We start from the raw sequence: 13664 nt of genomic DNA on the forward strand, positions 1-13664 counted from the left end.
CCAGGTCGGCGGGAGGAACCCCGGACTCTCCGGAGCGGAGCGGCGCACCCCGCGATCACCGGCTCAACCCGCTCAACCCGCTCAACTCGCTCAACCCACCCGTCCCGCTCCCGCAGCGGGACCTCAGGACGCCGTCGAATGCGCACCATCCCGCGCAACCGAGACGTCCCCGGCCGGCCGGGCCCGACCCACCGCACCGTCCGCCCGCCCCGTCCCCGTACCACCCCATCCCGCACCACCCCGGAGTACCACCACCCATGGCATCCCCTACCCGCCGTTCCGGGCCCGCGTCGCGAGGCCGTGGCGGCTTCAGGCGCCGGCGCCTGCCCATGCGTCTGCTGCTGCCCCTGTTCGTGCTCGTCGCGCTCGGCGCGATGCTCATGCTGCGCGGCTACGTGCACAGCGAGATCCTCGCCGACCACCGCGTCGGCCCGCCCGCGGCGAACGACCGCGTCCCGAAGGACATCCTGAAGGGCGGGCCCGTCATCGACACCCGCAACGGGAAGCCCACCGCTCTGGACCTCCCGGACGGCGAACTGGTCCTGACCTTCGACGACGGCCCGGACCCGATGTGGACGCCCAAGGTCCTCGACGTCCTGAAGAAGCACGACGCCCGGGCCGTCTTCTTCATCACCGGCACCATGGCCTCCCGCCACCCGGACCTCGTCCAGCGCATGGTCGACGAGGGCCACGAGATCGGCCTGCACACCTTCAACCACCCGGACCTGTCGCTGCAGACCAAGAGCCGCGTCGACTGGGAGCTGTCCCAGAACCAGCTCGCGCTGGCCGGGGCGGCGGGTATCCGCACCTCGCTGTTCCGCCCGCCCTACTCGTCGTTCGCCCACAACATGGACAACAACACCTGGCCGGTCGCCGAGTACATCGGCAGCAAGGGCTACATCAGCGTCGTCAACAACACCGACAGCGAGGACTGGCGCCGGCCCGGGGTCAAGAAGATCATCAGCAATGCCACGCCGAAGGACGGCAAGGGCGCCATCGTGCTGATGCACGACTCCGGCGGTGACCGCTCCCAGACCGTGGCCGCGCTCGACACGTACATCTCGGGGCTGCAGGACAAGGGCTACCGCTTCCACACCCTCACCGGCGCCCTGGACGCACCGAGCGCGCACACCCGCGTCGCCGGGCTGGAGTCGCTGAAGGGCGAGGCGTGGGTCTTCCTGGTGCAGGCCTCCGAGCAGGTGACCGGGGTTCTCGTCGCCGGCCTCGCCGTCGTCGGTGTGCTGGTCTTCGGGCGTCTCGGGCTGATGCTGATCCTCTCCGTGGCGCACGCCCGCCGGGTCCGGCGCCGCGGGTTCAGCTGGGGCGAACCCGTCACGGAACCGGTGTCCGTCCTCGTGCCCGCCTACAACGAGGCCAAGTGCATCGAGCAGACGGTCCGTTCGCTGGTCGCCAGCGACCACCCCATCGAGGTGCTGGTCATCGACGACGGCTCCAGCGACGGCACCGCCCGCATCGTCGAGAACCTGGGCCTGCCCGGCGTACGCGTCGTCCGCCAGCTCAACGCCGGCAAGCCCGCCGCCCTCAACCGGGGCATCGCGAACGCCAAGTACGACCTGATCGTGATGATGGACGGCGACACCGTCTTCGAACCGACCACCGTCCGCGAACTCGTCCAGCCCTTCGGCGACCCGCGCGTCGGCGCCGTCGCGGGCAACGCCAAGGTCGGCAACCGGGACTCGCTCATCGGCGCGTGGCAGCACATCGAGTACGTGATGGGCTTCAACCTCGACCGCCGCATGTACGACGTGCTGCGCTGCATGCCCACCATCCCCGGCGCGGTCGGGGCGTTCCGGCGCAGCGCACTGGAACGCGTCGGGGGCATGAGCGACGACACGCTCGCCGAGGACACCGACATCACCATGGCCATGCACCGCGACGGCTGGCACGTGGTGTACGCCGAGAAGGCCGTGGCCTGGACCGAGGCCCCGGAATCCGTCCAGCAGCTGTGGTCCCAGCGCTACCGCTGGTCGTACGGCACCATGCAGGCCATCTGGAAGCACCGCCGGTCCGTCTTCGAACGGGGACCCTCGGGCCGTTTCGGCCGGGTCGGCATGCCGCTCGTGTCCATGTTCATGGTCGTGGCACCGCTGCTGGCCCCCCTGATCGACGTGTTCCTGCTGTACGGGCTGGTGTTCGGCCCCACCGAGAAGACCATCGGCGCCTGGCTGGGCGTCCTCGCGGTGCAGGGCGTGTGCGCGGCCTACGCGTTCCACCTGGACAAGGAACGCATGACCCACCTGATCTCCCTCCCGCTCCAGCAGCTCCTCTACCGCCAGCTGATGTACGTCGTCCTGCTCCAGTCCTGGATCACCGCCCTCACCGGCGGCCGGCTGCGCTGGCAGAAGCTGCGGCGCACGGGCGCGGTGGGCCTGCCCGGGGCCGGAACCGGCACGCCCCAGCCGGTGACGGAGAAGAGGCCGGTCGGATGACCACCCAGGTGACCACCGCTGCCGAGGCCGCCCCTCCGGAGCGGACCCCTTCCGAGAAGCCCGGCCGTGACCGGTACTTCGACCTGCTGCGGGCCCTCGCGCTGTTCCGCGTCGTGCTGTACCACCTGACGGGCTGGGCCTGGCTGCCGCTGCTCTTCCCGTCCATGGGCGTGATGTTCGCGCTCGCCGGGAGTCTCATGGCCCGCTCGCTGAAGCGGCCGGCCGTGCAGGTGATCCGCGGCCGGATGCGCAGGCTGCTGCCCCCGCTGTGGCTGCTGGGCGTCGTCGGCGTCACCGGCATGGTCCTGCAAGGGTGGGGCCCGGACGCGGACGGGCACCCCGGCTGGTGGCTGCTCCACCTCACCTTCTGGATCGTGCCGCTCAGCGACCCGCCGTACGCGGAGGGCCTGCCCGGCATCCACGGCTTCATCGGCGAGAACTGGGCCGCGGACCTCGCGGGCCCGCTGTGGTACATCCGCGCCTACCTCTGGTACGTCCTGCTGTCCCCGCTGCTGCTGAAGGCCCTGCGCGCCCTGCCGGTCGTCACCATCCTCGCGCCGATCGCCCTGGCCGCCGCCTTCGAGCAGGGCTGGCTCGCACTGCCCGGCGAGCGGATCCCCTCGGCGCTCACGGACTTCTCCACCTTCGGCGCCTGCTGGATCCTCGGCATGGCCCACCAGGAGGGCATCCTCGGCCGGCTGCCGCGCTACATCGTGCCGTCCGTCGCCCCCCTCATCGCCCTGGCCGGCTTCTGGTACGCCCTGCACCACGACTTCGGCACCGGGAACGACCTGGACAGCATGCCGCTGGCCCAGGCCCTGTGGTCCTTCGGCACGGTGTTCCTGCTGCTGCACCTCAGCCCCTCCTGGACGGAGTGGCCGCGCCGGCTGCGCCCCTTCGCCGGGACGATCACCCTGCTCAACTCCCGGGCCGTGACCATCTACCTGTGGCACAACACCTGCATCCTGATCGCCGCGACCCTGTGGGACCGCCTGTGGGGCTTCCCCCTGCTGGAACAGAACGTGCCCGGCCTGCTGGAGAGCGTCTGGCCGGTACTCCTCCTGGTCTGGATCCTCATCGGCTGCTGCGTCCTGGCCTTCGGCTGGGCGGAGGACCTGGCGGCGAAGCAGAAGCCACGGTTGTGGCCGACGAGGGAGCCGGGGGTGAGGGCGCGCGGGGGGCGGAGACGGGCGGCACCCGGCAGCTAAGCTGAGCCGGCATCGACGGGGGTGGCCGGTGAGCAGCCCCCGACGAGGGGTCCGTTCGGGTCGCGGGTGAGAGAACGACAGTGAGACGAACTCCGGCATCACAGCCGACCGGGACACGCGCACCGGTCTTCGGGTCGATCAAGGTCGCCGGTGAACTGGCGGACTCACTGCGCCTGGTGTGACGCTGACGGGCCGCGGAGCTTCCCGAACCCGTCACCCAGGCCGAACCGCTCCCACGGCACCATCGCCAGCGGCATCCAGCTGAACCCGATGGCGAAGACGGCGACGACCGTGGTGATCTGAGCCGGGAGGAGCCACCCGAGCTGGGCGACGAGGAACGACACGACCATCAGGAGGACGTCGAAGACCAGCACCGCCAGCACCTTGCGGGCAGCGGAGGCGGGCCCCACTCGGGGGGTGTTCTCGTTCCCGCGCACCATTCCGAAGAAGAGCATGGGCAGCATCAGCCCGGTCAGCCCGCCGATCGCAATGCCTCCCACGACCAGGGCGTTGTGCCCCCCGTCGGGCACCACGCTCGACAACGGACCCGGGTCGACGGCCTGGCCCAGCAGGGCGACGGCCGCGAACGCGCCCAGCGTCGCCGTGGCCAGCACAAGGAGCACTCCCGCTCCGAAAGCGACGTTCCGGGCGACGGAACGCCGTGGAAGTGGTGCCTTCGGCCGGCCGGCCCCCGACTCAGCGGACATGGACTCTCCCTTTCCCCTTGTCGGTTCCGCCAGAGGATATCCGGCCCGTTCGCCCCGGCCTTTCCGGTGTGGAAAACTGCCCGGGTTGCGCTTGTGAACAAGGTGGTCGGCGGGAGCGGTGGGGATGAGTAAGCGGCAGATGCAGAAGATGCTGCGGCTGATGGCGGGCGGCGAACCCGTCGAGCTCACCAGCCCGATGGCGTCCGTGAAGAAGCTCGCCCGGCTGGCCTCCGTCGCCCAGCAGTTCGGGTACGAGTACGCCGACGTACGCCAGAGCAGCGGGCGCAACGGTGCGCTCACCATGCTGCTCCTGCCCGACCCCGGCCCGCAGGCCCGGGCCCGGGCCGGGCAGAACCGGGCGCAGTACCCCGACGCGGCCGACGGCGTCTCCGTGCCGCCCGTCGCGCCGGAGGCGTTCGAACTCCTCAAGGCCCGCATCAACTTCGACCTCACCGGCAAGCACGCCGAGAAGCGCATGGGGTACGGGGCCTTGGGCGTCACGGTGGGGTGCGCGATCCTCGGCTTCCGTTTCGGCGGCCAGTCCGACGACTTCGTCGCGGCCGGTGTCGTGTGGGTCCTGCTCATGGCGGTCTTCGGCATCGGCCTCGTGATGACGCGCAAGCGCAACGTCAAGTTCGCGGCCCGGTTGCAGGCGGCCGGTTTCCTGCCGGTGACGGACGAGAACGGCCGGACGCGATATGTGCCCCCGGGGGCGCAGCTGCCCGGGCAGGGCAATCCGTTCGCGGGCGGACCGTACGGGCAGCAGGCGCCCGGGCCGTACGCGCAGCCCGCCCCGGGGCACTACGGCGGTCAGCCCGCGCCGGGCCCGTACGCCCAGCCGGCACCGTACGGCGGTCAGCCCGGGCCGGCACCGTACGCCGGTCAGCCCGCGCCGGGCCCGTACGCCGGTCAGCCCGTCCCCGGCCCTTACGGAACACAGCCCCCCGGCCTGTACGGGCAGCCGGGCCCGTACAACCAGCCCCACCCCCAGCAGCAGAGCCCGCACTAACAGCCCCCGCAGTACTAGGGGTCTCCGAAACCCGCCGGAACCTCTCATCCCGCCCGAGCCGGGGGTGAGAGCAAAGTTCCCTCGCGGACACCCGCGGTGCCACAGACAGGAAACGCGTCCTCCCTACCTTCGGGTCCAGTCACTCGAAGTACGACCGGCCCGGAGCACAGTGGAGGCGTCATGACAGGTCCTGGCACAGCACCCGCACCCCCGAGCAAGGGCGGACGCTGGATCCGGCACTGGGACCCGGAGAACGAGACGTTCTGGCAGGAGACCGGGGAGAAGGTCGCCCGCCGGAACCTCTTCTTCTCCGTGCTGTCGGAGCACATCGGTTTCTCGATCTGGACCCTGTGGTCCGTGCTGGTGCTGTTCATGGGCCCGGAGTACGGGCTCACCCCGGCCGACAAGTTCATGCTGACCTCGATGGTCACCCTGGTCGGCGCCGTGGTCCGCGTCCCCTACACCTTCGCCGTCGCCGTCTTCGGCGGGCGGAACTGGACGATCGTCTCGGCCGGCATGCTGCTGATCCCGACCGTCGCCGCGTTCACCGTGATGGAGCCGGGCACCTCCTTCTCCACCTTCCTGCTGGTCGGCTTGCTCGCCGGTGTCGGCGGCGGCAACTTCGCCTCCTCCATGACCAACATCAACGCCTTCTTCCCACTGCGGAAGAAGGGCTGGGCCCTCGGCCTGAACGCGGGCGGCGGCAACATCGGCGTGCCGGTGATCCAGCTGGCCGCGCTCGCGATCATCGGCGCCGGCGGCGGGCCGCGCGTCCTGCTCGGCGTCTACATCCCGCTGATCGTCGTGGCCGCCGTGCTGGCCGCGCTGTTCATGGACAACCTGGAGAACGTCAAGAACGACACCGGTGCCGCCAAGGACGCCGCCCGGGACGCCCACACGTGGATCATGTCCCTCCTCTACATCGGCACCTTCGGCTCCTTCATCGGCTACAGCTTCGCCTTCGGCCAGGTCCTGCAGAACCAGTTCGGCCGCACGCCGCTGGAGGCCGCGTACGTCACCTTCATCGGCCCGTTGCTGGGCTCGCTGATCCGCCCGCTCGGCGGCTGGCTCGCCGACCGGTACGGCGGTGCGAAGATCAGCCTGTGGAACTACGTCGCCATGGGGCTCGCGACGGCGGTCCTGATCGGCGCCTCCATGGAGAAGTCGCTGGCACTGTTCACCGGGGCGTTCGTGGTGCTGTTCGTGCTCAGCGGGCTCGGCAACGGCTCGACGTTCAAGATGATCCCGGGCATCTTCCAGAACAAGGCCCTGGCCAAGGGGCTGGAGGGTGAGGAGGCGGCCGCGTACGGGCGGCGGCTCTCCGGCGCCTCCATGGGGCTGATCGGAGCGGTGGGCGCGCTCGGCGGCGTCGGCATCAACCTCGCCTTCCGCCAGTCCTTCCTCTCCTACGGCTCCGGCACCGGGGCGTTCGTCGCCTTCCTCGCCTTCTACGCGGTCTGCTTCGTGGTCACCTGGGCCGTATACCTTCGCCGTACGGCTCCCCGGGTACCCGTCACCACGACGACCTCGGAGGCGAAGCCGCAGCTCAGCTACGCCGAGGTGTGACGTAACACCAGCGACATCAAGCCGATCCGGGCCTGTCACGAGCCGTTGACAGGCTCGATCGGCATGTAGGTACGCCGTACCCACGCAGTACGACGACTCGAGTGCGGGACGAGAGCCATGTACGAGGAAGAACAGCGACCGGACCATGGACCCCTGGCGGGTTTCACCGTGGGTGTGACGGCCGCGCGCCGGGCCGACGAGCTCGGCGCGCTGCTACAGCGACGCGGTGCCGCCGTCCTGCACGCCCCTGCCCTCAGGATCGTGCCCCTCGCCGACGACAGCGAACTGCTGGCGGCGACGAAGGAGATCATCGAGCAGGTGCCGGACATCGTCGTGGCCACGACCGCGATCGGCTTCCGGGGCTGGGTCGAGGCCGCCGACGGCTGGGGGCTGGGGGAGGAGCTGCTGGCCCGGCTGGGTGGCGTACGGATCATGGCGCGCGGGCCCAAGGTCAAGGGCGCGGTCCGGGCCGCCGGGCTGACGGAGGAGTGGTCGCCGTCGTCGGAGTCCATGGCGGAGGTGCTGGACCGGCTGCTGGAGGAAGGCGTCGACGGTCTGCGGATCGCCATCCAGCTGCACGGTGAGCCGCTGCCCGGGTTCGTGGAGGCGCTGCGGGAGGGCGGAGCCGAGGTGGTCGGGGTGCCGGTGTACCGCTGGATGCCGCCGGAGGACATCGCCCCGGTCGACCGCCTGCTCGACGCGACGGTCGGCCGGGCCCTGGACGCGGTCACCTTCACCAGCGCCCCGGCAGCGGCCTCCCTCCTCTCCCGGGCGGAGGAGCGCGGACTGCTCGACGAGGTCCTGGCGGCGCTCGGCCATGACGTCCTGCCGGCCTGCGTGGGCCCGGTCACCGCTCTGCCCCTGCAATCACGCGGCATCGACACGATCCAGCCGGAGCGCTTCCGGCTCGGCCCCCTCGTGCAGCTCCTCTGCCAGGAACTCCCCGGGCGGGCCCGCTCCCTCCCCGTCGCCGGGCACCGTGTGGAGATCCGGGGTCACGCCGTCCTGGTTGACGGCCACCTCAAGCCGGTCCCGCCCGCCGGCATGTCCCTCCTGCGCGCACTGTCCCGGCGCCCCGGCTGGGTCGTGGCCCGCGCGGACCTCCTGCGCGCCCTCCCCGGCTCCGGCCGCGACGAGCACGCGGTCGAAACGGCCATGGCCCGCCTCCGCACGGCCCTCGGCACCCCGAAGCTGATCCAGACGGTGGTCAAACGGGGCTACCGCCTGGCCCTGGACCCGAGCGCGGAAACGAAGTACGCAGACGCGTGATCCCGTCCGGGGGTTGAGCCGAAATCCGCCAGACCTGGCCGCCGGCCTGAGCAGGATGTCCGTGTCGGGTCGCCCGGCCTGAGCAGGATGTCCGTGTCGGGTCGCCCGGCCTGAGCAGGATGTCCGTGTCGGGTCGCCCGGCCTGAGCAGGATGTCCGTGTCGGGTCGCCCGGCCTGAGCAGGATGCCCGTGTCGGGTGGCCCGGCCCGATCGGGATGTCCTGAGCCCTCTCGCCCGGCCCGGGCGGGGCGATTTCGGCCCGGTCGCCCGTCGCAGCGTGGGGCGGTATGCCCTCTCGCCCGACCCGGGCGGGATGCCTCGTGCCAGGCCGGCCGTCGGAGCGAGTGGCGTCGGCCCCGGTCGTCGGCCCGAGCGGGACGCCTTGCGCACGGTGGCCCCGCGGAGCCTGGTCTGTTGCCCCGGCCCGGCCTGAACCCGCGTCCCTTCGGGTGGCCGACGCGACGAGCCGTGTGCGAGGGGTTTCCGGCGTCGTAGCGGGCAGGCACTGTAAGAGGGAGCGGTTTACCGGCCCTCTCACTGGCGTCTCACCCAAGCCCTCGCGACCGGGGTGAACCCCTAGGCGGTGACAGGCACATGGCACTGGGTACGGCCACGGCCCCCTACGAACTGCGCTTCGACGCCGGGCGGGCCTGCCTGGACCTGCTCTCCACCACGCACCCGGAGGAGCGGCTCGACTCCGTGGACGTGTTGCGCGCCTGGATCACCGGCTCCGGACTCGTCCCGGCGGACACCCCCCTGACCCACGCGGACACCGGCTGGCTGCTCGCCTTCCGTGAACTGCGCTCCCAGATCGACCGGTTGGTCCGCTGCCGGCCGAGACCCGGCGTCGCGACGTACGACCTCGCCCTCGCCCGCGTCAACGACCTGGCCCGCACCGCGCCCCCGGCCCCGCGCGCGGTCCGCGGCGAAGACGGCCGGCTCCTGCGGCGGTTGGACGGCCCGCCCGGCTGCGCCGCCCTGCTCGCGGTCGTCGCCCGGGACGCCGTGGACCTGCTGACCGACCCCGTCGCCCGCGCGGCCCTGCGCCAGTGCGAAGGCGACAACTGCCCCATCGTGTACCTCGACACCTCCCGGGGCCGCAGGAGGCGCTGGTGCTCCAGTGAGATCTGCGGGAACCGCGAAAGGGTCGCCCGGCACCGTCGCCGCGCGGCACTCTCCCGCGCCTGAAACGGAATTGAGTGGTCCGTGCACTCAATTTCCGTGTCCTAAATGCGACTTCTGCGACCGCGCTGTCGAAGTGATTTCGATTACATGCCGTTTACCTACGCCACCGTAGGGAAGGGCTGGCTCGAAGTTGCCGATGTGGCGGAAATGTAAAGAACGCGGGGTGGGAATGTAACCCCATGTCCAGCTCGTCACGTCATCCCGAAGAAATCTGTCACGTCTCTTTGAACACCCAACGGCTCGCGTCCGTACGGCTTGTGGAGCGACCGACTGGGGGAACCCCCGGACACCGGAGGTGGGCGTGCGCAAGGATTCCGTCGTGGCCAATGAACGTGCACCGAGGGCCCGACATCGCATGTCCCAGCCCTCGGAACCCGATGAGGAGCTGATGCGTGCGCTCTATCGCGAACACGCCGGACCCCTGCTGGCATACGTCCTGCGCCTGGTCGCCGGCGACCGGCAGCGCGCCGAGGACGTCGTCCAGGAGACGCTCATCCGTGCCTGGAAGAACGCCGGTCAGCTCAACAGAGCGACCGGATCGGTACGCCCCTGGCTGGTGACGGTCGCCCGGCGCATCGTCATCGACGGCCACCGCAGCCGGCAGGCCCGGCCGCAGGAGGTCGACCCGTCGCCGCTGGAGGTCATCCCCGCGGAGGACGAGATCGACAAGGCGCTGTGGCTGATGACTCTCTCGGACGCACTCGACGACCTGACGCCCGCCCACCGGGAGGTGCTCGTCGAGACGTATTTCAAGGGGCGTACCGTCAATGAGGCGGCCGAGACCCTGGGCATACCCAGCGGCACCGTCCGCTCCAGGGTGTTCTACGCCCTGCGTTCGATGAAGCTGGCACTGGAGGAGCGGGGGGTGACGGCGTGATGAGTGTTTACGGGGGTAACCAAGGGTTCGGTACGGGAGGCATGGGTATGTCTGGCCCCATGCAGGAATCTCCGGTGCCGAACGAGCACGAGACCGTCGGCGCCTACGCCCTCGGCATCCTCGACGACGCCGAAGCGACCGCCTTCGAAGCCCACCTCGCCACCTGCGAATGGTGCGCCCAGCAGCTCGACGAACTGGCCGGCATGGAGCCGATGCTCGCGGCCCTCGCCGACCTCCCCGGCTCCGGCAGCACACCCGCGATCGGCGATTCCCTGTCCGCGAAGCCACGGCCGCGCCTGGTGGAGAAGCTGGTCGACGAGGTCGCCGACCGCCGCGCCCAGAAGCGCCGCCGCAGCCTCTACATGGTGGCCGCGGCCGGCGCGCTGATCATCGGCGGCCCGTTCGTCGCGGTCGCGACCAACGGCGGCGACGGCGGTGACGGCGCGGAGAACCGCCCGCTCGCGGCCAGCCCCGCCAAGGCCGCCTTCGACGGCATCTCCGACAAGATCAGCGCCACCGACCCGAACACCAAGGTCTCCGCCACCGTCGCCGTCCAGAAGAAGGACTGGGGCACGGGCATGGTCCTGGAGCTGAAGAACGTCAAGGGCCCGCTGAAGTGCGCCCTCGTCGCGGTCGGCAAGAACGGCGAGCGCGAGACCCTCTCCTCCTGGTCCGTCCCGGAGTGGGGCTACGGCCTGCCGGACGCCAAGTCCGACAAGGCCAAGGAGCCCCTGTACGTCCAGGGCGGCGCCGCCTTCGAGCCGAACGAGATCGACCACTTCGAGGTCGTCACCTTCGACGGCAAGCGGCTCGTCGAGGTCGACGCATAGGACTGTTCGGCCGTACGGCGGGCGCCATGGGGGCAACAGATCCCGCGCCTGCCGCCGGCCCGTAGCTTCCAGGGGTCCCCTTCGCGTACGGTTGACGGCTGCCCAGCACGTCAGAAGGGGGCCCGGTGGCCGCTCAGGCTCACAGACAAGACGCGGTCGGTTCGGTGCACGATTCGGTTCGTGACCGGGAGATCGGCGTCGAACAGGAACACCTCGACCGGGTGTACCGGCGCCTTGAGGAGAAGATCCACGAGGCGGAGTTCCTGATGCAGGACGCGGCCCGGCGCGGGCAGGTCGGCACCCCCGGCGCACTCGCCGAGCGGGACGCGCAGGTCTTCCGCGCGGGCATCCACCTCAGCCGGCTCAACAACGAGTTCGAGGACTTCCTCTTCGGCCGGATCGACCTGCTGACCGGCAAGGACGGCAAGAAGGGCCCCGACGGGGCGTACACCGCCATCGAGCCGGCGGAGGGCGCCGTGCGCCCCGACAACACCGCCGACATCGCCGAGACCCTGCACATCGGCCGCATCGGCGTCCTCGACCAGGACTACGCGCCGCTGGTCATCGACTGGCGTGCCCCGGCCGCCGCCCCCTTCTACCGCTCCACCCCGGTCGACCCCGGCCGGGTCGTCCGCCGCCGCGTCATCCGCTCCAAGGGCCGCCGGGTGCTGGGCGTCGAGGACGACCTGATGCGTCCCGAGCTGACGGCGTACCTCGACGGCGGTGAGCTGCCCGTCATCGGCGACGGCGCCCTGATGGCCGCGCTCGGCCAGGCCCGCAGCCACACCATGCGCGACATCGTCGCCTCCATCCAGGCCGAGCAGGACCTGGTCATCCGCGCCCCCGCCGCCTCCGTGACGTACGTCGAGGGCGGTCCCGGCACCGGCAAGACCGCCGTCGCCCTGCACCGCGCCGCCTACCTCCTCTACCAGGACCGGCGCCGGTACGCGGGCGGCATCCTGATCGTCTCGCCGACCCCGCTGCTCGTCGCCTACACCGAGGGTGTGCTGCCCTCCCTCGGCGAGGAGGGCCAGGTCGCCATCCGCGCCATCGGCTCCCTGGTCGAGGGCAGCGAGGCCACGCTCTACGACTCCCCGTCCGTGGCCCGCGCCAAGGGCTCCTCGCGCATGCTCAAGGTGCTGCGTAAGGCCGCGCGCGGCGCCCTGGAGCTGAACGATCCGCCGGAGCGGCTGCGCGTGGTCGCCTTCGGCCGCCGCCTGGAACTGGAGGCCCGGGAGCTGGACGGCATCCGCCGCTCCGCCCTCGGCGGCACCGCCCCCGTGAACCTGCTGCGCCCCCGCGCCCGCAAGCTCCTCCTGGACGCCCTGTGGGAGCGGTCCGGCGCGGCCGGCCGGCACAGCGACCCGGAGCTCGCGGCCGAGCTGCGCTCCTCCTTCGACGAGGACATCACCTCCGAGGACGCCTTCATCGCCTTCCTCGACGCCTGGTGGCCGGAGCTGACCCCGGCTGTGGTCCTGGACGCCATGGCCGACGAACGGCGCCTCGGCCGCTGGGCCCGCCGGATCCTCAACCCCGGCGAGGTCCGCAAGGTCGCCCGTTCCCTCAAGCGCGAGGGCCGCTCGGTGCACGACATCGCCCTGCTCGACGAGCTCCAGGCCGTCCTCGGCGCTCCGGCCCGCCCTCGCAGGAAACGCGAACTCGACCCGCTCGACCAGCTCACCGGCCTGGAGGAGCTGATGCCGGTGCGCGAGGAGTCGCAGCGCGAGCGCGCCGAACGCCTCGCGCAGGAACGCGTCGAGTACGCCCACGTCATCGTCGACGAGGCCCAGGACCTCACCCCGATGCAGTGGCGCATGGTCGGCCGCCGTGGCCGGCACGCCACCTGGACGGTCGTCGGCGACCCGGCCCAGTCCTCCTGGTCCGACCCGGACGAGGCGGCCCAGGCCCGTGACGAGGCCCTCGGCACCCGCCCCCGCCGGCGCTTCGAACTCACGGTGAACTACCGCAACCCGGCCGAGATCGCCGACCTGGCCGCGAAGGTCCTCGCCCTCGCCATGCCCGGCTCCGTGTCACCGAAGGCGGTCCGCTCCACCGGCGTGGAACCCCGCTTCACCGTCGTGGAGGACACGCTGGGCGCGACCGTCCGCGACGAGGCGGCCCGGCTGCTGGAGCGTGTCGACGGCACGGTCGGTGTGGTCGTCGCCATGCAGCGCCGCGAGGAGGCCCGCCGCTGGCTGGCCGGCCTCGGCGACCGGGTCGTGGCGCTCGGCAGCCTGGAGGCGAAGGGTCTGGAGTACGACGCGACGGTCGTGGTCTCCCCGGCGGAGATCGCCGACGAGTCCCCGGCCGGCCTGCGCGTCCTCTACGTCGCGCTGACCCGGGCCACCCAGCAGCTCACGGTCGTCTCGGCCGAGCGGGACGAGCCCGACGGGGTGGGAATCCCGGACCTGCTCAGGGACTGAGCCGGGTTACCCACTTGCCGGCGAAATGAACTCCCGGTACGGGAATGGCCTTACGGGATCTGTTTGTTAGCCTGGATGTGGCACCGGCCCGATCCAAGCCCCCGGGCCCAACCTTCGTCGCTACGAGCGACCACTTGCCG

The 13664-nt window shown here is 71.2% G+C and carries 10 protein-coding genes; 9 read left to right on the forward strand and 1 reads right to left on the reverse strand.

From position 1 onward, the window contains the following. Nucleotides 1–257 precede the first annotated feature (257 nt). Entirely contained in the window at nt 258–2450 is a 2193-nt protein-coding gene (locus GTY56_RS17910) for a bifunctional polysaccharide deacetylase/glycosyltransferase family 2 protein (protein ID WP_161366367.1), read from the forward strand. Then, on the forward strand, nt 2447–3658 hold the full coding sequence (locus GTY56_RS17915) for an acyltransferase family protein (protein ID WP_161366368.1): 1212 nt from the start codon (nt 2447–2449) through the stop codon (nt 3656–3658). Before GTY56_RS17910 ends, GTY56_RS17915 begins: the two co-directional genes overlap by 4 nt. A gap of 164 nt (nt 3659–3822) precedes the next feature. On the opposite strand, the gene GTY56_RS17920 is transcribed toward GTY56_RS17915, so the two are convergent. Continuing rightward, nucleotides 3823–4281 carry a hypothetical protein gene (locus GTY56_RS17920; RefSeq protein ID WP_346345510.1) on the reverse strand — a complete coding sequence of 153 codons (459 nt, stop codon included), beginning with the start codon at nt 4279–4281 and terminating at the stop codon, nt 3823–3825. Between the two features lie 208 nt (nt 4282–4489). Between GTY56_RS17920 and GTY56_RS17925 the strand changes: the two genes are divergently transcribed. The 7 genes from GTY56_RS17925 to GTY56_RS17955 all read left to right on the forward strand — a co-directional run bounded on the left by GTY56_RS17925 (nt 4490) and on the right by GTY56_RS17955 (nt 13524). Beyond that, entirely contained in the window at nt 4490–5374 is an 885-nt protein-coding gene (locus GTY56_RS17925) for a hypothetical protein (protein WP_161366370.1), read from the forward strand. Nucleotides 5375–5554: 180 nt separating this feature from the next. Continuing rightward, complete coding sequence (locus GTY56_RS17930) at nt 5555–6940, forward strand: nitrate/nitrite transporter (RefSeq protein ID WP_161366371.1); 1386 nt, start codon at nt 5555–5557, stop codon at nt 6938–6940. 117 nt (nt 6941–7057) lie between these two features. After that, entirely contained in the window at nt 7058–8209 is a 1152-nt protein-coding gene (locus tag GTY56_RS17935) for a uroporphyrinogen-III synthase (RefSeq protein WP_161366372.1), read from the forward strand. A 594-nt stretch (nt 8210–8803) separates the two neighbouring features. Then, on the forward strand, nt 8804–9397 hold the full coding sequence (locus tag GTY56_RS17940; RefSeq protein ID WP_161366373.1) for a CGNR zinc finger domain-containing protein: 594 nt from the start codon (nt 8804–8806) through the stop codon (nt 9395–9397). A 352-nt stretch (nt 9398–9749) separates the two neighbouring features. Further along, complete coding sequence (locus GTY56_RS17945) at nt 9750–10271, forward strand: sigma-70 family RNA polymerase sigma factor (RefSeq protein ID WP_010039908.1); 522 nt, start codon at nt 9750–9752, stop codon at nt 10269–10271. Next, a complete protein-coding gene (locus GTY56_RS17950; RefSeq protein ID WP_272923376.1) occupies nt 10271–11101 on the forward strand; it encodes an anti-sigma factor family protein in 831 nt (276 codons plus the stop codon). Before GTY56_RS17945 ends, GTY56_RS17950 begins: the two co-directional genes overlap by 1 nt. Before the next feature lie 125 nt (nt 11102–11226). Further along, nucleotides 11227–13524, forward strand: a complete 2298-nt coding sequence (locus GTY56_RS17955; protein ID WP_161366375.1) for a UvrD-helicase domain-containing protein — start codon at nt 11227–11229, stop codon at nt 13522–13524. The last annotated feature ends 140 nt before the right edge of the window (nt 13525–13664 follow it).

Origin of the sequence: Streptomyces sp. SID5643, from assembly GCF_009872555.1 — a bacterium.
Lineage (GTDB): Bacteria > Actinomycetota > Actinomycetes > Streptomycetales > Streptomycetaceae > Streptomyces > Streptomyces iakyrus.

Bases quoted from the DNA above. Each gene is read 5' to 3' on its own strand.
- GTY56_RS17910 (WP_161366367.1), top strand. From the start codon at position 258: ATGGCATCCCCTACCCGCCGTTCCGGGCCCGCGTCGCGAGGCCGTGGC.
- GTY56_RS17915 (WP_161366368.1), top strand. From the start codon at position 2,447: ATGACCACCCAGGTGACCACCGCTGCCGAGGCCGCCCCTCCGGAGCGG.
- GTY56_RS17925 (WP_161366370.1), top strand. From the start codon at position 4,490: ATGAGTAAGCGGCAGATGCAGAAGATGCTGCGGCTGATGGCGGGCGGC.
- GTY56_RS17930 (WP_161366371.1), top strand. From the start codon at position 5,555: ATGACAGGTCCTGGCACAGCACCCGCACCCCCGAGCAAGGGCGGACGC.
- GTY56_RS17935 (WP_161366372.1), top strand. From the start codon at position 7,058: ATGTACGAGGAAGAACAGCGACCGGACCATGGACCCCTGGCGGGTTTC.
- GTY56_RS17940 (WP_161366373.1), top strand. From the start codon at position 8,804: ATGGCACTGGGTACGGCCACGGCCCCCTACGAACTGCGCTTCGACGCC.
- GTY56_RS17945 (WP_010039908.1), top strand. From the start codon at position 9,750: ATGTCCCAGCCCTCGGAACCCGATGAGGAGCTGATGCGTGCGCTCTAT.
- GTY56_RS17950 (WP_272923376.1), top strand. From the start codon at position 10,271: ATGAGTGTTTACGGGGGTAACCAAGGGTTCGGTACGGGAGGCATGGGT.